The sequence below is a fragment of the Marinobacter shengliensis genome (assembly GCF_003007715.1).
Taxonomy (GTDB): domain Bacteria; phylum Pseudomonadota; class Gammaproteobacteria; order Pseudomonadales; family Oleiphilaceae; genus Marinobacter; species Marinobacter shengliensis.
This window is the reverse complement of record NZ_PXNO01000007.1, coordinates 129,796-148,450: the sequence shown is the minus strand read 5'-3', so window position 1 is coordinate 148,450 and position 18,655 is coordinate 129,796. Positions and strand designations below refer to the sequence as shown.

Genomic DNA, 18,655 nt, shown 5'->3' with positions numbered 1-18,655 from the left:
GACACTGATTCATGAGCGATACCGCCGCCTCCGGGCTAAAACAGAGTTTCCAGCTGAAAAGTGCCTCTGTTTCGCTGACAGCCCTGGAACTTTATTACTTCGACAACGACGAGTTCGAAGCCAATCTCCGGGACAAGATCAGCCAGGCTCCGGGATTTTTCAAAGATATACCCCTGGTGATCAGCCTGGAGAAATACGAAGGGCTGGACAGTGAGCTGGACTTCTTCAAGATGATTGGTACCTGCCGCCGCCATAACATCCATGTGATCGGCGTTCGTGCCGGCAACGACGACCAGCGCCGCCTGGCACGCGGAGCCTCACTGGCGCTGTTTCCCGGCAGTAGCCTGCGCGAACAGGCGCCGGCCCGGGCGCAACCTGATGAGGCCACCAAGTCGGAAGCCGAGACCTCTAGCCCCGCTGACGTTCCCACCAGCGAACCGGCGCCGGCCAAGATCATCAGCCAGACCGTTCGCTCTGGCCAACAGGTCTATGCGCCGGAAGGGGACCTGATCATTCTGGCCCCGGTTCAGGCCGGTGCCGAAGTGCTCGCCGCGGGCAATATCCACGTGTACGGACCACTCAGGGGGCGCGCGCTGGCAGGCATCCACGGAGCTGAAACCGCCCGGGTATTCTGCCAGTCACTTGAAGCAGAGCTTGTGTCCATCGCCGGACACTATAAAATCTCCGAAGATCTTCAGGACAATGGCTGGAAAAGCGCTGTGCAGATCCAGCTCAGGGACGACCTGCTGGTGGTGACGCCACTGGACAAGGCCTGATGTTGTGACAGCCAATAACAACGTTGAAGACATGACGAATCCACTGCGAAACAGGAACTGAACCTTGGCTAGAATCATTGTCGTTACCTCAGGAAAGGGCGGCGTTGGCAAGACCACCACCAGCGCCTCAATCAGCACCGGCCTTGCCAAGCGCGGCCACAAGACCGTCGTAATCGACTTCGATGTGGGCCTGCGCAACCTGGACCTGATCATGAATTGTGAGCGCCGCGTGGTCTATGACTTCGTCAACGTGATCCAGGGCGAAGCCACACTCAACCAGGCGCTGATCAAAGACAAACGGGTAGACACGCTGTTTATTCTGCCCGCCTCCCAGACCCGTGAGAAAGAAGCACTGACCAAAGACGGTGTGGAAAAGGTCATCAACGAACTGTCGGAAACCTTCGATTACATCGTCTGCGATTCCCCGGCAGGCATTGAACATGGCGCTCTGATGGCCCTGTACTATGCCGATGAGGCCATTGTGGTCACCAACCCTGAAGTTTCCTCCGTACGGGATTCCGATCGCATTCTGGGCATCCTCCAGAGCAAGTCGCGGCGCGCCGAGATGGGACAGGACCCGGTCAAGGAACACCTGCTGCTGACCCGCTACAACCCTGACCGGGTAGAACGCGGCGAGATGCTGTCGGTGACCGATGTCGAGGAAATTCTGGCGATACCGCTGTTGGGCGTGATCCCGGAGAGCCAGGTGGTACTAAACGCCTCCAACCAGGGCCTGCCAGTGATTCTGGAAGACCAGAGCGATGCCGGCCAGGCCTACGACGACGCCGTTGCCCGGCTTCTGGGAGAGGAGCGGGAACACCGCTTCATGACCTCCCAGAAAAAAGGTTTCTTCTCACGGATGTTCAAAGGGGGCTAAGGGATGAGTTTTCTGGATTATTTCCGAAGCAAGAAGACCAATACTGCGAGCGTTGCCAAAGAACGGTTGCAGATTATCGTGGCCCACGAACGGGGCCAGCGTGACATGCCGGATTACCTGCCGCAGCTCCAAAAGGAGCTGCTGGACGTGATTCGCAAATATGTGCAGATCAGTGACGATATGGTTCAGGTGGACGTGGACCGTAACGAAAGTTGCTCGGTACTGGAACTGAACGTCACCCTGCCGGAAAAATAATCACTGCGCCCGCCTTACCAGCGGGCATAGTGGTCTTCCATCAGTCCCCGCAGCCCGCCTACGGGGACTGACTGGCCCGCCTCATCTCTGACCGTTCCCCGGAACGTGCCCACAAACTGCCGGAAATTGGAGGCAAGCACGCCAGCGTTCAGGCGTTCCTTGCGCGTGCCTGCAGGCTCAAAGCTCAGGTCCACCAGGCCATCCTCGGTGGTAACCCGCCAATCGGCACCCGGCCGATACCGGTCAAATTCGAAGCGGGCGGCGCCCAGCTTCACACACCGGCCATCCAGCCACAGGGCGTTCTCGGTCATCCCGGTTTCATTCACACCGGCCGCCAGATTAAGCCCCACAGACACCCCCCGCTCCGTTACCCCGGCCAGACAGGCCCAATTCCAGGCAGTTTCCCGGCGCATGAAGCCACAACTCCAATCGATAGAGCCGCGGGTTTGCTCATCACAGCGCCATACCTGCTGGCCCCAACGCACCTCCCCCTCAACCGGAACCCCGGCCGATTTGCGGGTAAAAACCCAGCCATTGTAGCCCGCCGGGCAGACCAGCCTCAGGGGTTGATCGGTGTCTTGCAACTCCAGGTCCACCTGAATGTTACCCGGCGCCGTCACCCGGATGTTGCGGCCTCCGGTGGCCGGCTCTATGGCCAGCGACACGTCACCTTTGCGGAACCGTGCATGACCATGTTCAGGATAGGGTTCAATATCGGTGTGCCGGGCCAGCGGCTGCATGAACGACTGCTCAAACATTTGACCGCTTTCAAAATCAAACAGATAGAAAAAACCGTTGCCCACCAGTTTCAGGTCAACAATCGCCATGCCGAACACCCAGCCCGGCGCCATGGCACTGACAAACTGGAACTGGTTGAACCGCCAACGGCGAGCCAATCGGGACCGCGGCCGGTCCATGACCGTCCGCAGGTCAAAATCCATGTAGTTAATGGTCTCAACCGGCTGTTCCAGCACCCCTGGTGCAATTCTGCCCTTGGCATCAATCAGGTTCTTCTTGTTCATAATTACCGTCAGATCAGGCCATTCATAAGTTGTAGCGCAACAGTACGCTACCTGGTTCACAATCCCTTATTCCTGCCGAAAAGCAGAAACCGGCTCCATGTTAGACTCAGCATACCTTCATCACGGAAGTGTAGCTTATGACAATAACCAGAGCCCATGGCTTCAAAGGCATGGTGGCGGGCATACTGAGTACACTCATGTTTCTGACCCTGCCGAGCCTGGCCAGTGACCACCCGCCTCTCCCGCCAGAGGATGCCCGGGAGTGGACCCTGCGCAAGGAAGTCGACAACATTCGTATTTACACCATGGACCAGAGCAATTCCGGCTTTCAGGCCTTCAAGGCCGTGGCCGATCTGGACGTTCCCCTGGAAAACCTGATGGCAGTGATGATCAATCCCGAATCCTGCAAGGAATGGGTCCATAACTGCACCGAATCCTATGCCTTTGGCCAGGGCGACTTCCACGATCGCTACGCTTACTCCGTTAACGATATGCCCTGGCCGGTGACCGATCGGGATTACGTGTTGCGCATACGCACCCGGGGCAACGGCGACACCGGTGAAGTGGTGATGGACCTGAATGCCGTGCCGGGTATGCGGGCGGAATTCAACAGCCGGGTTCGGGTTGATCGCTCAGACACCCTTTACCGTTTCACCCCGAACGGCGACAAAACCCGTATGGTCTGGGTTCAGCACACGGAACCCAACGGAGCCCTCCCCGGTTGGCTGGTGAATAATCTGCTGGTCGACATTCCAGTGAAGTCCCTGCAAGCGCTGGAGGCCGTGGCCAAAGAAGACAAGTATCAGGGCTACCAACTTGAATGGGGCGAAAACGGCAATCTCCGGGCGGTCGTCCCCGCTGACCGCTGACCAACCGAGACCAAGGGTTGATCAAGACACAGAGACAGGGGTGACGGACAGCCAAGGAACGGCTAAGCTTCATAAAAAGGACTGCAAATGGAAGAAGCCCACCAATGAGCGTTCTCGCCCATGAGATAATGACCCCGACCGTTAAAGCCGTACCGCACCACTGGACCATGGACCGGCTGGCGCGTTTTCTGACGGACAACGAAATCACCGGCAGCCCGGTAACAGACGACAACGGCGATATTATTGGCATCGCGACGCTCAAGGACATCACCGAATTCCGTTGGAATGCGACTCGCTCCGAGGGCCAGCCCAGCCTGACCCCGGAAGAGCAGGAGGAAGCCCGTCGACTGCGCATGGTCATCTTCGAGGAAATGGGCAAGGTGCCGGTTGAAGTTCGCGACATCATGACACCCATCGTACTTTCGGTTGACGAAGATACCCCGGTGCGAGACATTGCCAATATCATGATGCGCGAACACCTGCACCGTATTTTTGTCACCAGGGATTCAAAAATTACCGGTATCATAACCACTTACGATATGCTGAAGCTGATTTCCCAGAAGGAACTGACGCAACGCTGCGCCGAGAACGACTGAGCCACCAGAGAGGTAGCCCTACCTATGCCAAGAGCACCGCAAGCTCGCCGAAAAATGTACGTCCTCGACACCAACGTCCTGATACACGACCCGAACGCCCTCCTGAACTTTGAAGAACACGACGTCATCATCCCGATGACGGTCCTCGAAGAACTCGACAGCCTCAAATCCGGCAAGCAGACCGTCGCCGCCGATTGCCGCCAGGCCATTCGCAACATCGACAAATTATTGGGCGATGCCAGCCCGAAAGTGATTGAAAAAGGGGTACCGATTGTTCGCGGTAAAAAGGCAGAGCCTTTGGGCACCCTGTCGATCATCATGAGCACCGAGGGCATCGGCACTCATTCCCTGCCGGAGCACCTGAACGACAACAAGATCATCAATACCCTGGCCGCCCTTCAGGCCCGGCATAAATCCCGCGACATCATCCTGGTCAGCAAAGACATCAACATGCGCCTGAAAGCCCGGGGTTTTGGCGTAGAGGCTCAGGACTACCACAACGACCAGTTGCTGGACGACATCGATCTGTTACCCAAAGGCTACAAGGAGTTCCAGAACTCCTTCTGGGATAACATCGCCAAGGTAGAAACGGTACAGCGTGAAGGGGTCACCGAACACCTGCTCAAACGCGAGGGCGAACTGGCCAGACTGAACATCAACGAGTTCGTGATTGATGAGCACGGTTTTGTCGGCCAGGTGGTGGACATCTCCGACGACCAGCTGGTGATCAAAGATCTGCACCAACACGACCTGATGAACGAGGAAGTCTGGGGGCTGGTGCCACGGGATATCTACCAGGCCATGGCTCTGCACCTGCTGCTGGACCCGGACATCCACCTGGTCAACCTGACCGGCTCCGCCGGCTCTGGCAAAACCATCCTGGCCCTGGCCGCCTGTATTGAAATGACCGTGGCCAGCAAGCTTTACAAGCGGATCATCGCCACCCGGTCCACCCAGGGGCTGGACGAAGACATCGGCTTTCTGCCGGGCACCGAGGCAGAGAAAATGGAGCCCTGGCTGGGCGCCATCGTGGACAACCTGGAAGCCCTGCACGAAGACGATGAGAACATGACTGCCAGCGTCGACTACATCCTCAGCAAGGTACCGCTGCACTTCAAATCCATGAACTACATCCGCGGCCGCAGTTTCCAGCACAGCCTGATCATTATTGACGAGTCACAGAACCTGACGCCGCACCAGATCAAGACCATCATCACCCGCGCTGGTAACGGCTCCAAGGTGATTTGCCTGGGCAACCTGGCGCAGATTGATACGCCTTACCTGAGCCCGCTAAGCTCCGGCCTGACCTACATGACCGAGCGCTTCAAGGGCTTCCGCCACGGCGGCCACATCCACCTGCAGGGTGTACCGAGGTCGGTGCTGGCGGAGTTCGCCGAAGCTAACCTCTAGCCCCATCGCCGGCTCCGTCTGCCGGCCAAATCTGACACTTGTCGCAGAGGGCCTTTTGGCCCTCTCGCCATTTTTAGCCGGCAGACTGGCCATCGTGCCGCCCCTCTTTCCGCCTTATTGTGAACTCTGTCACATTCCGACACCTGTCGTTACAACAACTCACAATAAGGCAAACCGATGAACCATCTGACCAAGTTCGCAATCACCAGCTTGAGCGCAGCCCTTCTGACTGCCTGCGGCGGCGGCAACGACGCAGCACCGGAAACCAACACCCCCGGTGTACAGGCCAGTGCGCCACAAGCCAGCCAACCGCAACCGACCACCAGAGCCATCAGCCGCCCCATACCAGCCAGCATCAGCGCGCTCGAGCCTGCCTCGTGTAACCAGAGCACTGACCTTGTTGGCGGCCGGAGCTACCGGGTAGAAATGCCGTCCCGCGTGGACGGTGCCGCCATCGTGTTCGAGGTATTCGAGCCCTCGCTGTTCGACTGCGATACCAAGCACCCCCTGATACTGCAGGGCCATGGTTTCAGTGGTTCACGCACCACAACCGCAGGTGATGATCCGCTGGCACCGATCAAGCCACTGATTGACGCGGGCTACGCCGTGATCAGTATTGATCAGCGAGGCCATGGAGAAAGCGGCGGAACGGTTCGGGTGATGGACCCGGACTTTGAAGGTGAAGATCTGATGCAGATTGTCGACTGGGCCGAAACCCATCTGGATTACCTGAAATATCGTGACAACAACCTGCTACTTGGTGGCGTGGGTGGCAGTTACGGCGGTGGCTTCCAGTACCTGCTGTATAACGTGGACCCGGATCAACGCATGGACGCCATGGTGCCCCAGATCACCTGGCATGATCTCACCTACAGCCTGAACCAGGGTGGTGTCACCAAGAACTACTGGGCAGCGTTCCTGTCCCTGGCCGGTGATGCCGGCACCGGCGGCGCCATGGACCCGTTTATCCGGAGCACGCTGATTGATGGCCTTGTCGGCAACCGGTTCCCCGAGGCCGCTCTGGACTTCTTCCACTATCACAGCCCCAGCTATTTCTCGGATAACGAGCGCGGGCTGGAGTTGTTCGACAGCGGTAACAGCCAGGAGTACCTGCTCGACCCCATCACCGGCCGGCTGCCCATCACCAGCGATGGCCGCTATATCATCAAGACACCCCAGAGCACACCCTACCCGGTGGATGTGCTGATGTTCCAGGGCATGCGCGACAGCCTGTTCCCGTTCAACGAAGCCTATGAAAACTACCTGTCGATGAAGAAAGCCGGTGGCGACGTGAGGCTGCTGACCTATCCGTTCAGCCATCATTACCTGGCCCCCAACGTGGGGCTGATTCAGGAAACCCTGGCCAGCTTTGATTTCTATTTGGACGCAGTGCCCGAACTGCCTGCCGCCGGCCTGAACGCCCTGGCAAGCTGTGGTGATATCGAGATCAACCGGGCGACCGTGGCCTGGTTCAACGAAAAGCTGCTGGGTAAAGGCAACGCTGACAATGTCATCACCACCGGCCAGCAGATCTGCTACACCCTGTCACCCGGAGATGCGGTATCAGCACCGGAGGTGACCGTAGGCGGTCAGGTCTTCCCGATTGCCCGTGACATTCTCGGAGCGTCATTACCGGTTTCCGCGCTGATCGGCCCGGCCGGCGTGTTGCCCACCATCGTTCCCCTGACCACCATGCCAGAGGATGGCGTGGTTGCCGGCATCCCCACCGTCGATCTCAATGTCAGTCTTGGCCTGGATACTCTGGATAATGCCTGCCTTGAAAGTTCTGATCCGATTCTGAGCCTGGGCACCTGCGACGCCATCCTGTTTGTCGGGGTTGGCGTGATCAAGAACGGATTCGGTGCACCGGAACTGATTGACGAGCAGGTCCAGCCAATTCGCGGCCTGGGCAGCCACCAGGTTCAGCTCACGGGCATTGCAGAGCGGCTGAGCGAGGGTGACCGCCTGGTACTGATGATTTACGGCCAGCACCCGACGTTTGTGGGTGCCTTCTCCCGCGACCTGGTGGTTTCGACGGTCCAGGTTTCCGGCGAAGTGGCACTGCCGATCCTGACCTCCGACGGTCAAGAGCGGCTCGCATCGATCCGATAGAACTAAGGTAGCTCCCGGCGCCAGCGCGCCGGGGGCATTCCGGTCCAACGGTGAAAGGCCCGGTAGAACGTGCTCGGCTCGGCGAAGCCGAGGGATAGTGCAATATCCGCCAGGGACTGGCGGGATTCTCGCACGGCCGCCAGGGCAAGTTCCTGGCGCACCTCATCCAGCAAGCTGTTAAACGTGTAACCCTGAGTCTCCAGCCTGCGCGCCAGCGTCCGCTCACTGATACCCAGCGCTCCCGCTGCCTCTGCCCGACGGGGTAACGTGGGTCCGACACGGGCCACCAGCCATTGCCGCAGATCCTCTGCCGACACTGCGCCCTTTTCCAAAGCCGCCAATCGCCCGGCATTGTATTGCTCGTGTACCTGAGCCAGGGCCGGGTCTGCCTGTGGCAGGGGCTTGTCCAGCACCTCATGACTCACCAGCAGCCCGCTGAATGCCTGCTCAAAATCCACCGGGCAGCCAAACACCTCCCGATAACCGCGAACCGGCCCCAGCCGGGCCTGGCTGAACTGCACCCGCACCGGCCGCACCGCCGATCCCGCTATCCAGTCTGTCAGGCTGACCACCGCCGACAATACGGCCTCAATCTGGTGGGGACTGAACGCCAGCCGGCCCTGCCTTGGATGGTAGACAATCCAGGTACCCCGGCTACCGGGCAACATCTGGAAGCGCCCACCGTCGGAGATAAGACGCTGATACTTCTGCACCAGGGTAATGGCTTCACGCAGCGTCGCCGCACTCTGCATGGCGAAACTGACAGCATCAATACTGGCCGGGCGCACGCCCGTGCCCACTTTCAGGCCAAAGCCTGGATCGTGGGTACAGCGTTCGGCGGCGTGCCAGAGCCGGGTAATGAAATCGATGGGCCAGCGCTCCCAGGCCAGTGCCTGTGCTGGCAAGCCTGCAGTTTCGAGCAACACGGTGTCGCCAACCCCCAGACGGCGAGCGGCATCGATCACGGTGTTGACCCACCCCATGGAAACGGTGGCTTCTAAAGTCAATTATTCTGGCCTCTGAAGTCAATTCAGATCCGATCATAGCGTTATATGGTCTGTAACAACAAAACCAAAAACACATTTTGGACATGCACCATGGCAAAACCTGATTGCTCAGACATCCTGATTGCCGGCGGCGGCCTGGCGGGCATGGTTACCGCCCTCGAAGCCCTGCGGGCGGGCAAGACTGTTACCATCGTTGACCGGGATACCCCCGAACGCTTTGGCGGCCTCGCGTTGTGGGCCTTTGGCGGCATGGCGCTGATCGACACCCCGCTACAGCGGCGTATGGGAATTGCCGACTCCCCGGAACTGGCCCTTCAGGACTGGCTGCGCTTTGGTGAACTGGACCCCAATGATGAATGGCCCATGCAGTGGGCCCGCTACTACGTTGAACATTCCCGCTCCGAGGTGCACGACTGGCTCGCCAACGAGGGCATTAAATTCATGCCGGCGGTGAACTGGGTAGAACGTGGCCGGTTTGGCGATGGCAATAGTGTGCCCCGCTACCACGTCACCTGGGGCACCTCCCGGGAGTTGGTGCGCTGCATGGTCAGCGCCCTGCATGAGGCCAACGCCAGCGGCCGACTGGCCATTCACCACCGCCACCGAATCACCGCGCTCGACCATCAGGCCGGCGAGGTCTGCGGCGCCGTTGCCATCAACGAGGAAACCGGCGAAGAGGTCCGTTTTGCCGCCTCCAATGTAGTTCTCGCCATGGGCGGCATCAATGGCGGCCATGCCGAATGCCGGGCCAACTGGCCCAAACATCGCCCGCAACCGGCCACCATGCTTAACGGTGCCCACCCGTTTGCCGATGGCAAACTGCACCACTGGGCCAAAGACCACCTGGGCGCACGCATTACCCACGCCGGCGAAATGTGGAACTATGCGGCGGGCTTTCCCCACCCCTATCCGCATTTCCCGGGCCATGGCCTGTCGACCATTCCGTGTAAATCCGCGCTCTGGCTGAACCATCGGGGCGAGCGCATTGGGCCGGAGCCCCTGGTGACCGGCTTCGATACCCACTGGCTGTGCCAGCGCGTGGCGGAACAGGAAAAACCCTGGACCTGGCACCTGCTGAACCGGCGTATCGCCCTGAAAGAATTTGCCATCTCCGGTGCCGAACACAACGCCCGCATCCGGGACAAGCAATTCCCCCTGTTCCTGAAAGAACTGCTGCTGGGCAACAAACCACTGGTGAATCAGATGCAGAACGAAAGCCGGCACTTCCTGGTGGATGACACCCTGGAAGGGCTGGCGAAGAAAATGAACGCCCTGACCTGCTCTCTGGACATTGACGCTGCCACTCTGAAAGCCACCGCCGATGCCTTCGATGCCAATTTCAGCAAAGGCAGCCAGCTGAACAACGACCCGCAAATCCGCATGATACGCCACGCCCGCCAATGGGGCCCGGACCGGCTGCGTACCTGCAAACCGGCGCCACTGCAGAAGTCAGGGGCCGGCCCCTTCATCGCCATTCACATGCAACTGACCACCCGCAAGAGCCTGGGCGGCCTGCGCACCGACCTGCAAAGCCGGGTGCTGGATGCCGGCGGCCAGCCCATCCGAGGCCTTTACTGCGTGGGTGAAGCGGCCGGTTTTGGTGGCGGAGGCAGCAACGGCAAGCGATCACTGGAAGGCACCTTCCTGCCCGGTTGCATTCTGACTGCCCGGGCGGCCGCCCGTTCCATCACCCACGGAGGCTGACACCATGCCCCTGAGATATCCGGCCACTGCCGCCGACTACCAGATCCTCGCCCGCCGTAAACTGCCCCGTTTCCTCGCAGACTATCTGGACGGCGGTGCCACCGAAGAGCAAACCCTGCGGGCCAATGTCAGCGGCTGGCAGGACATCGCCCTACGCCAGCGTGTGCTGATTGATGTCGACAACGTAGACACCCGCGCCCAGCTGGCCGGCCAATCCTGCAGCATGCCAGTTGCCCTGGCGCCCCTGGGGCTGGCCGGCATGATGGCACAGCGCGGCGAAGCCCAGGCGGTAAAAGCCGCCAATGCCGCCGACGTGCCGTTCACCCTCTCTACCGTTGGCATCTGCCCACTGGAAGAAGTGAAAGCCGCCGCCAGTGCACCCTTCTGGTTCCAGTTGTACATGATTCGTGACCGGGAGTACGTAGACACCCTGCTGAAAAAAGCCTGGAATGCCGGCTGCCAGACACTGGTTTTCACCATCGACCTGCCCCTGCCCGGCCCCAGACACCGGGACACCCGCAACGGTCTGGACAGCAGCGGTGCCCGTTCCGTCGCCCTCAAGGCACAGCAACTGCTGTCGCGGCCGGGATGGCTTTGGCAAGTGGCCATAAAAGGCAAACCGCTGACCTTCGGCAACCTGAGCGACGCGGTGCCAGAGGCCAGCAATCTGGATTCCTTCAAACAGTGGGTGGATACCCAGTTCGACGCCTCCGTTACCTGGCAGGCCATCGAATGGCTGCGGGAACGCTGGCCCGGCAAGCTGATCCTCAAAGGCATCCTGGAAGTGGACGATGCCAAGGCAGCCGTCAACGTGGGTGCCGATGGCATCGTGGTCTCCAACCACGGCGGTCGCCAGCTCGACGGTGTAGCCGCCACCGCCAGCAAACTCCCTGATATTGTTGCCGCCGTTGGTAAAGACACCGAGATCCTGGTGGATGGCGGCATCCGCAACGGCGTGGACGTTTTCCGCGCCCTCGCCCTGGGGGCCAACGGCGTGATGGTTGGCCGGCCCTGGGCCTGGGCCCTGGCGGCGGAAGGCCAGGCCGGATTAACCCGACTCCTGAACACCTGGCAGCAGGAACTGAAACTGGCCATGACCCTGACCGGCGTCACCCGAATTGCCGACATCAGCGCAGCCCACCTGGACCTGCCAAACACACACACATTGACCCAAGCTGGAGAACAACAATGACTAACGGCGCTCAGGCACTCATGAAAACCCTGGTGGATTCGGGTATTGAAGTCTGCTTTACCAACCCCGGCACCAGCGAAATGCATTTTGTCGCCGCTCTGGACAGCGAACCCAAAATGCGAGCGGTACTGGCGCTGTTTGAAGGCGTGGCCACCGGTGCCGCCGACGGCTACGCCCGGATGGCCGACAAACCCGCCGCCACCCTGCTGCACCTGGGCTGCGGCCTGGGCAATGGCCTGGCCAACCTGCACAACGCCCGCAAAGGCAAGGTGCCAGTGGTCAACATTGTTGGCGACCATGCCACCTACCATGTGAAATACGACGCCCAGTTGCAGTCTGACATCGAAACCGTGGCCCGCAACATCTCCCCCAATTTTGTGCGCACGTCACAAAGTACAGAAGCCCTTTGCCAGGACGCCGCCGAAGCCATTACTGCGGCCCGGGGTTTGCCGGGCCAGGTCGCCACGCTGATTCTGCCGGCAGACGTGTCCTGGGGCGAAGGCGGCAAACCTTGTGCCGCACCCACTCAACCGCAAGCGCCTGCCGCTGAAGATAACGCTGTTAAGGCGGCCGCCGAGGCCATTGGCAGCGGCAAGAAAACCGCCCTGCTGCTGGGTGGCCGCGCCCTGCGCGAGTCCGCCTTGCTGGAAGCCGCCCGCATTGCCGCCCATAATGGCGTCACCCTGTTTGCTGAAACCTTCCCGACCCGCATTGAACGGGGCGCCGGCCTGCCGCCGGTGGAGCGGATCGCCTACCTGGCAGAACTCGCTACCCTGCAGCTTTCCGAGTTCGACCATCTGATTCTGGTGGACGCCAAGGCGCCGGTATCTTTCTTCGCCTACCCCGGCAAACAGAGTTACCTGGTGCCGGACAACTGCACCGCGCATACCCTGAGCACGCCGGAACAGGATGCCACCGCCAGCCTCAAGAAGCTGGCCGATACCCTGGGTGCCAGCAGCGCCCAACCAAAGCTGCAGGCGCCTGGACGCCCCGGCCTGCCCAAAGGCAAACTCACCGCCGAAAAAGTTTGCCGGGCGGTGGGCGAACTGATGCCCGAGAACAGCATCATTGTGGACGAATCCATCACCTCCGGCCTGATGCTCAATGCCATGACCGCCGGCTCGCCAAGGCACGACATGATCACGCTGACAGGTGGCGCCATCGGACAAGGCATGCCGAACGCGGTCGGTGCGGCCATCGCCTGCCCCGACCGCCAGGTTTACGCGCTGATCGGTGACGGCACCGCCATGTACACCAACCAGGCCCTGTGGACCATGGCCCGGGAAAACCTGAACGTGACCACCATTATCTTCAACAACGCCTCCTACTCCATCCTGAACGTGGAGCTGGAACGGGTTGGCGCAGAAGAAGCCGGGGCCAAGGCCAAGTCTCAACTCGACATCAGTGGCCCGGTGACCAACTACGCGCTGCTGGCCCAGAGCATGGGCGTTCACGGCACCCGGGTGACCACCGCCGAAGAACTGATCAAAGCCATGGAATACGCCAAACACAACCCCGGCCCGCACCTGATCGAAGCGGTAGTGCCGGAATCCCTGAATGGCGTGAAAAGAAAGGTTCTGCCCTGGCTGCTGAAATCGCTGCCGAGCCTGCCAAGGCCTCTGACCAAGGCGCTTAAGAAAAAGATTGCGCCCTGAAGGGCTATATGAAAGGGCGCAGCCACCGAGAATGGCTGCGCCCGGCTAAAACCTCACGCAATACCCTGATCTGTACTACACCCGGTAGCGGCTGACCTCGGCCGTCAATTCACCCGCCAACGATTTCAGGCGCTGGGTGGCATCCCCCGCCCGTCGAGTCCCCTGGGCCGTTTGCTCGGAGATCGCCACGATCTCATGAACATTCTGGTTGATGGTTTCCGACACACTGGTCTGCTCTTCCGCAGCACTGGCGATCTGGGTATTCATATCGGTGATGGTGTTCACTGCCTGAGAGATACGCTGCAGGGCTTCGTTCACCTGCCGGGTCTCCTCAACGGTAGCTTCACTGCGATCACTGATGGCCGCAATCAGCTTCACCGCCTCCTGTGCACCTCGCTGGAGTTGCTCGATGGTTTTCTGGATTTCCTGGGTGCTTTGCTGCGTGCGGCTGGCCAAGGTGCGCACTTCGTCAGCCACCACGGCAAAGCCACGTCCTGCTTCGCCGGCCCGGGCGGCCTCAATGGCGGCGTTAAGCGCCAGCAGGTTGGTCTGGTCAGCAATCTCACGGATCACCTCCAGCACACTGTCAATCTGCCGGGAATCCGAACCCAGCTTTTCAATCACCTGCACACCTTCTTCGACTTGTTGTGACAACCCACCGATCACCTCGATCGCCTGGTGCACCAGCCCCTGCGCGTCTGTCACCTGCACCATGGCATGTCCGGCGGAATCCGAGGCTTCACTGGCGTTACTGGCTACCTCCTGGGCAGCTGCGGTCATTTCATTCATGGCCGTGGCCACCTGATCGCTCTCAGACTTCTGCCGGTCTACGCCCTGCTCGGCCTCCACCATCACGTCGTTAAGTTCTTCGGTGGCGCCGTTAAGTGTCTCAGACGATTGCCGCACCTGCTTTACCAGGCCGTGCACCTGATCGGCAAAACTGTTGAACGCTGTCGCCAACTGACTCAGCTCATCTTTTCCACTCACCTCCAGGCGCCGGGTCAGGTCACCGTCGCCACTGGCAATACCGGTCATGGCACCGACAGCGGATTTGAGCGGTCGTATAATGCCGCGCACCACAATCAGGGCCAGGAATACGATGATGGCGAGCGCCACAAGTGAGGTAGTCACAGAGCCGATTATGGCCGCTGCCAGCGATTCGCCAACCCGCCCTTCCATGCTGGCCACCTGGCTCTCAAGACCATCAATCCAGAAACCGGTACCGATCATAATCCCCCATTCCGGCAGCATCTCTGCGTATCCCAGTTTGGGAGCCACCGCTCCGGTTTCCGGGTGTTGCCAACCATAAGGAACATAGCCTCCGCCCCGCTGGGCAACACGCACCAGCTCACGAATCAGGTAGGTACCGTTAGGGTCCTGAAACCCCCATAGATTCCGGCCTTCCAATGACGCATTGACGCCATGCATCACGTTCACACCGTTGGTGTTATACGCGAACAGGTAGCCCTCGCTGCCGGAGTCATCGAAACGCAGCTGCCGCAGAATATCCCAGGCTTGTCGCTGAACCTCGGGATCATTTGCCGAGCCGGGTTGTTCATAGAGATGCTTTATGGAGGTCTTTGCTAACTCGAGATAGTTCCTGAGTTCCTGGCGTTTGCTGGCCTCCATGTCTTCCGAGAAGCTGGCAACTGCTTGCTCACCGATCGAGCGGGCCTGATTCAGGTTATAGGTGGTCAGCAGTGCGGTCAGAACTATAACCGGCACCAGTGCCAGCAACAGCACCCGCACCTGGATGGTGAGGTTATTCATGAGATGTGTCTTCCGTAGTTAGGATGGCTGTGGGAGAGGTCCACTAAAAAAGATTAGCAATCCTACAGAGAAACACACGACAGATTTATTGAGGAAACCTCGTAGTTTGTAAAACAGGCGCAACCGAAGCGTTATCTTTTGTAACCGTCAATCCTTGAACTCCGCCTTGTCCAAACCATGCTTCTTCATCTTGTCATACAGCGTTTTCCGGGCAATACCGAGCTGGACCATGGTGTCCTTGATACTGCCATGGCAGGCGTTAAGGGCACTGACAATGGCAGAGCGTTCGAAGCTATCCATCATCTCCGACAAGGTCTGCCGGCCAGCAATGCTGGGCCCGCTCGCGGAATCGCCTTCTTCCAGTGCCGCCGGGCCAAGCAGTACGTAACGTTCCGCCAGGTTTCGCAGTTCACGAACGTTTCCGGGCCAGGAATGCTCCATTAGCTGGGCGGCTTGTCGGGCCTCCAGGGGCACGCTTTCGCGGTCATAACGGGCGGCGGCGATCAACGCAAAATGGTGGAACAGCTTGGGGATGTCTTCCTTGCGTTCCCGCAACGCAGGAATATCCACCTTGACCACGTTCAGACGGTAATAAAGATCTGAGCGGAAATCGCTTTTGTCACTGAGTTCTTTCAGGTCAGCCTTGGTGGCAGCAATAATCCTAATATCCACGTCCACAACCTGATTACTGCCCAGGCGCTCTACCCGCTGTTCCTCCAACACCCGCAAAAGCTTTACCTGTAAGGGCATCGGCATGCTTTCAAGTTCATCCAGGAACAATGTTCCCCGATGAGCATGTTCAATTTTACCGATGCGGCGTTTGTCAGCCCCGGTAAAGGCCCCCGCCTCGTGACCAAAGAGTTCGCTTTCAATGAGGTGCTCTGGCACAGCACCGCAGTTGATTGCCACGAAATTATGGCCGCTGCGAGGACTGTTTTCGTGAATGTAGCGCGCCAGGGCATCTTTGCCCGAACCCGTCTCACCATGCAGCAAGACGTTTGCCGAGATATCCAGCACCGGGTCTATGGTGGCCATCACCCGCTGCATGGCGGGCGAATCGCCCAGTATCCTGGGGCCCGGCCGGGCCAGGTGTCGCAACTGGGCTTTGAGTCGACGGTTTTCCAACGCAAGATGGCGTTTTTCCAGAGCATGTCGCAGCAGCTCAATTAACTCCTCGTGGTCGAAGGGCTTCTCAATAAAGTCGTAAGCCCCTCGCTGCATCGCCGATACAGCGGTACTGATATCACCTTGACCGGTCAGAAGGATCACCGGAATATCCTCGTCCGTGGCCCGGACACGCTCCAACAGCTCCAAACCATCCATGCCGGGCATGTTGTAATCACACAGGACAATACCTTCAAAGCTGGGATGGATGTGTTTCAGGGCTGAAGCACCATCGGCGAAACAGACCACCGGGATATCTTCCAGCGCCAGGGTCTGCTCCATCAGCGGCCGGATATCCGGGTCGTCATCCACGAAAAGGACGGAAGCTGTTGTCATTCGTCTGCCCTACGCTGTTTCAGTTTCAGTACAAATTCAGCACCGGGGCCATCGTCACGGTTAAGGCCAATGAGACTTCCCCCAAGCGCCTCGACAATCTGGCGCGAGATAGACAACCCCAATCCCAGGCCCTGCTTGACCGAGCGAGTCGTAAAGAAAGGCTCGAACACTTGTTCCGTGTTGCCGGGAAGGCCGTGACCGTTGTCGCGTACCCGGCAATGCCAGTATTCACCATCGTCTACAATCTTAATATCGATCCACGGCTGGTCTCTATCTTCCAGTGCCTGGACTGCGTTCGCAATCAGGTTAACCATCACTTGCTCAATGCGGATGAGGTCACCATGACACATCACAGGATATTCGGGCCGGCACCAGTGTATTTCGATGCCAGAGCTGCTGTGCTGGGCACGAATGATCTTCAGAGCGCCATCCACAGCCAACCGCAGATCAACCACCGATGGCGGTCCCTCAGACTTGCGGGCAAAAACCTTGAATTGCCGGATCAACTCCGCCATTTTGTCGCACAGGGAGACAATTTCCCCAAGGTTGGCATCAACCATATCGGTTGAACCCCGCTTGAGGAACATCCGGCTGTTGCGAGCGTATCCCTGGATGGCCGTCAGTGGTTGATTGATTTCATGGTTCAGTCCGGCGGACATCTGCCCAAGTACCGCCAGTTTTGCCGCCTGAATCAGCTCGTGTTGGGTTTCGCGCAACTCCGTCTGGGCTCTCTCCCGTTCCTGGATTTCACCCAGGAGTTGATCGTTGGAGCGCTTCAGGTCGGCTGTGCGCTGGGCAACCCGACGCTCAAGCTGCTCTCCCCGCAAGGCCAGTTCCCGCTCACGCCGATATCGCTCTCTCAGGTACAGCCAGGTAAGGAAGCCCGCCAGGAACAGTGCCAGTCCGCCGGCCACGAACCCGGCCCGGGCCCAGAGTACGGGCCGGGTTGCGGTCAGTACCATCAGGCTCCAGTCCAGCCGCGGTAAGTCGGCCTGCACCGCCAGGTAGTTTTCAGCCTTGCCACTCTCACCCAGCCGGACACGCAACGAATGCTCTGCGAGCCCCCAGGGCTGTCCGATGACCGAAAAATCGATTGGCGGCAATGCTCGCTCGGGGTAACGCTGATGGACCCTGTCAGCTCTTTCGCCATCGTTCACGGTGCCGAAGTCCCTGTAAAGCCACTGGCTGCGGCTGGACAGAAAACTGATACCATCCCCGTCCAGCACGACCATCTCGGCCTGCTGAGGTGACTCTGGGCGATGCCACTGTGATTCCAGTTCATGTACCAGAACCTTGATGGCCACAACGCCCAACATGTTACCCCTCTGATCACGCACGGAATGGGTAAAGTAGAGGCCACGCTCCAGGGACCGGGAGCCCAGGGCAAAATAAGCGACGGCTTGCCCGGTTCGTACCGCTTCTGAAAAATAGGGCCTGAAGGCGTAATTGTTGCCGACGAAGGTGTCAGGCTGGCCAAAGTTGTTGGCTGCAATGGTCAAACCGGACAGGTCCATCAGGTAGATGTCGGAGCCTCCAACAATGGTTGCCATCCGCTGCATTTGTTCATTCGCCCTGAGCACCGTAATCGAATCATCTGGTTGCTTAAGCGCATCCGCCAGCAGAGGGTGCTCAGCAATCAATGCCGGAACCGGAAGGTACCGGTTCAGCTCATTGGCCACCAGTTGCCGGTATCGAAAGGCCTCCTGCAAGGCCTCACTCTCCAGTTGCCGGTAGCCATACCAGCCACCGAGCATCCACGAAGAAAGCAGAGTGATAACCAGAAGGGCAACGACGCTGAACCGCTGGGGCATGAGACTTTGTTCCGAGAAGCTTAGGGGGGCTCAGGTCAAGCCTAGCGCCCCCGGTCTGGCAGGACAACCCGCTTTGCAGCAGGCTGCCCGGCCAGGCAC

At 59.4% G+C, this 18,655-nt stretch carries 15 protein-coding genes; 10 read left to right on the top strand and 5 right to left on the bottom strand.

Going from position 1 to position 18,655, the window contains the following annotated elements; translation table 11 throughout:
* Window positions 1-11 precede the first annotated feature (11 nt).
* From minC to minE, 3 genes are all read left to right on the top strand, one after another.
* Window positions 12-776, top strand: coding sequence for a septum site-determining protein MinC (minC, locus tag C7H10_RS01910; RefSeq protein WP_106693471.1), 765 nt, complete (start codon window positions 12-14; stop codon window positions 774-776).
* Window positions 777-840: 64 nt separating this feature from the next.
* Window positions 841-1,653 carry a septum site-determining protein MinD gene (gene minD / locus C7H10_RS01905; RefSeq protein ID WP_061332318.1) on the top strand — a complete coding sequence of 271 codons (813 nt, stop codon included), beginning with the start codon at window positions 841-843 and terminating at the stop codon, window positions 1,651-1,653.
* A 3-nt stretch (window positions 1,654-1,656) separates the two neighbouring features.
* Window positions 1,657-1,908 (top strand): cell division topological specificity factor MinE, encoded by a 252-nt coding sequence (gene minE / locus C7H10_RS01900; protein WP_061332319.1) that lies wholly within the window; start codon window positions 1,657-1,659, stop codon window positions 1,906-1,908.
* Window positions 1,909-1,922: 14 nt separating this feature from the next.
* Here minE and C7H10_RS01895 read toward each other — a convergent pair whose 3' ends face one another.
* The gene (locus tag C7H10_RS01895) at window positions 1,923-2,930 is read right to left on the bottom strand and encodes a DUF2804 domain-containing protein (RefSeq protein ID WP_106693469.1); all 1,008 of its coding nucleotides are present in this window, start codon (window positions 2,928-2,930) and stop codon (window positions 1,923-1,925) included.
* Window positions 2,931-3,067: 137 nt separating this feature from the next.
* On the opposite strand from C7H10_RS01895, the gene C7H10_RS01890 reads away from it, so the two are divergent.
* From C7H10_RS01890 to C7H10_RS01875, 4 genes are all read left to right on the top strand, one after another.
* Window positions 3,068-3,799 carry an START domain-containing protein gene (locus C7H10_RS01890; protein WP_106693467.1) on the top strand — a complete coding sequence of 244 codons (732 nt, stop codon included), beginning with the start codon at window positions 3,068-3,070 and terminating at the stop codon, window positions 3,797-3,799.
* Between the two features lie 104 nt (window positions 3,800-3,903).
* Window positions 3,904-4,395, top strand: coding sequence for a CBS domain-containing protein (locus C7H10_RS01885; protein ID WP_072677927.1), 492 nt, complete (start codon window positions 3,904-3,906; stop codon window positions 4,393-4,395).
* 24 nt (window positions 4,396-4,419) lie between these two features.
* Entirely contained in the window at window positions 4,420-5,805 is a 1,386-nt protein-coding gene (locus C7H10_RS01880; RefSeq protein WP_058091755.1) for a PhoH family protein, read from the top strand.
* A 177-nt stretch (window positions 5,806-5,982) separates the two neighbouring features.
* On the top strand, window positions 5,983-7,917 hold the full coding sequence (locus tag C7H10_RS01875) for an alpha/beta hydrolase (protein ID WP_106693465.1): 1,935 nt from the start codon (window positions 5,983-5,985) through the stop codon (window positions 7,915-7,917).
* Between the two features lie 2 nt (window positions 7,918-7,919).
* On the opposite strand, the gene C7H10_RS01870 is transcribed toward C7H10_RS01875, so the two are convergent.
* On the bottom strand, window positions 7,920-8,924 hold the full coding sequence (locus tag C7H10_RS01870) for an AraC family transcriptional regulator (RefSeq protein ID WP_106693464.1): 1,005 nt from the start codon (window positions 8,922-8,924) through the stop codon (window positions 7,920-7,922).
* Between the two features lie 90 nt (window positions 8,925-9,014).
* On the opposite strand from C7H10_RS01870, the gene C7H10_RS01865 reads away from it, so the two are divergent.
* Genes C7H10_RS01865 through C7H10_RS01855 form a run of 3 tightly spaced genes read left to right on the top strand, consistent with a single transcriptional unit; the run spans window position 9,015 to window position 13,475 of the window.
* Window positions 9,015-10,628 carry an FAD-binding dehydrogenase gene (locus C7H10_RS01865; RefSeq protein ID WP_106693461.1) on the top strand — a complete coding sequence of 538 codons (1,614 nt, stop codon included), beginning with the start codon at window positions 9,015-9,017 and terminating at the stop codon, window positions 10,626-10,628.
* A gap of 4 nt (window positions 10,629-10,632) precedes the next feature.
* Window positions 10,633-11,820: an L-lactate dehydrogenase gene (locus C7H10_RS01860; protein WP_106693460.1), complete on the top strand. Its 1,188-nt coding sequence runs from the start codon at window positions 10,633-10,635 to the stop codon at window positions 11,818-11,820.
* Window positions 11,817-13,475: an acetolactate synthase large subunit gene (locus C7H10_RS01855; RefSeq protein WP_106693459.1), complete on the top strand. Its 1,659-nt coding sequence runs from the start codon at window positions 11,817-11,819 to the stop codon at window positions 13,473-13,475. The genes C7H10_RS01860 and C7H10_RS01855 overlap by 4 nt, the downstream gene beginning before the upstream one ends.
* 75 nt (window positions 13,476-13,550) lie before the next feature.
* On the opposite strand, the gene C7H10_RS01850 is transcribed toward C7H10_RS01855, so the two are convergent.
* The 3 genes from C7H10_RS01850 to C7H10_RS01840 all read right to left on the bottom strand — a co-directional run bounded on the left by C7H10_RS01850 (window position 13,551) and on the right by C7H10_RS01840 (window position 18,556).
* Window positions 13,551-15,245 carry a methyl-accepting chemotaxis protein gene (locus C7H10_RS01850; RefSeq protein ID WP_106693457.1) on the bottom strand — a complete coding sequence of 565 codons (1,695 nt, stop codon included), beginning with the start codon at window positions 15,243-15,245 and terminating at the stop codon, window positions 13,551-13,553.
* 147 nt (window positions 15,246-15,392) lie between these two features.
* Window positions 15,393-16,745 carry a sigma-54-dependent transcriptional regulator gene (locus C7H10_RS01845; RefSeq protein ID WP_106693456.1) on the bottom strand — a complete coding sequence of 451 codons (1,353 nt, stop codon included), beginning with the start codon at window positions 16,743-16,745 and terminating at the stop codon, window positions 15,393-15,395.
* Window positions 16,742-18,556, bottom strand: coding sequence for a sensor histidine kinase (locus C7H10_RS01840; RefSeq protein ID WP_106693455.1), 1,815 nt, complete (start codon window positions 18,554-18,556; stop codon window positions 16,742-16,744). The genes C7H10_RS01845 and C7H10_RS01840 overlap by 4 nt, the downstream gene beginning before the upstream one ends.
* Window positions 18,557-18,655: the final 99 nt, after the last annotated feature.

Excerpts from the sequence above, each read along its gene's own strand:
- minC (WP_106693471.1), top strand. The coding sequence starts at position 12 with ATGAGCGATACCGCCGCCTCCGGGCTAAAACAGAGTTTCCAGCTGAAA.
- minE (WP_061332319.1), top strand. The coding sequence starts at position 1,657 with ATGAGTTTTCTGGATTATTTCCGAAGCAAGAAGACCAATACTGCGAGC.
- C7H10_RS01895 (WP_106693469.1), bottom strand. The coding sequence starts at position 2,930 with ATGAACAAGAAGAACCTGATTGATGCCAAGGGCAGAATTGCACCAGGG.
- C7H10_RS01890 (WP_106693467.1), top strand. The coding sequence starts at position 3,068 with ATGACAATAACCAGAGCCCATGGCTTCAAAGGCATGGTGGCGGGCATA.
- C7H10_RS01885 (WP_072677927.1), top strand. The coding sequence starts at position 3,904 with ATGAGCGTTCTCGCCCATGAGATAATGACCCCGACCGTTAAAGCCGTA.
- C7H10_RS01880 (WP_058091755.1), top strand. The coding sequence starts at position 4,420 with ATGCCAAGAGCACCGCAAGCTCGCCGAAAAATGTACGTCCTCGACACC.
- C7H10_RS01875 (WP_106693465.1), top strand. The coding sequence starts at position 5,983 with ATGAACCATCTGACCAAGTTCGCAATCACCAGCTTGAGCGCAGCCCTT.
- C7H10_RS01865 (WP_106693461.1), top strand. The coding sequence starts at position 9,015 with ATGGCAAAACCTGATTGCTCAGACATCCTGATTGCCGGCGGCGGCCTG.
- C7H10_RS01860 (WP_106693460.1), top strand. The coding sequence starts at position 10,633 with ATGCCCCTGAGATATCCGGCCACTGCCGCCGACTACCAGATCCTCGCC.
- C7H10_RS01855 (WP_106693459.1), top strand. The coding sequence starts at position 11,817 with ATGACTAACGGCGCTCAGGCACTCATGAAAACCCTGGTGGATTCGGGT.
- C7H10_RS01850 (WP_106693457.1), bottom strand. The coding sequence starts at position 15,245 with ATGAATAACCTCACCATCCAGGTGCGGGTGCTGTTGCTGGCACTGGTG.
- C7H10_RS01845 (WP_106693456.1), bottom strand. The coding sequence starts at position 16,745 with ATGACAACAGCTTCCGTCCTTTTCGTGGATGACGACCCGGATATCCGG.
- C7H10_RS01840 (WP_106693455.1), bottom strand. The coding sequence starts at position 18,556 with ATGCCCCAGCGGTTCAGCGTCGTTGCCCTTCTGGTTATCACTCTGCTT.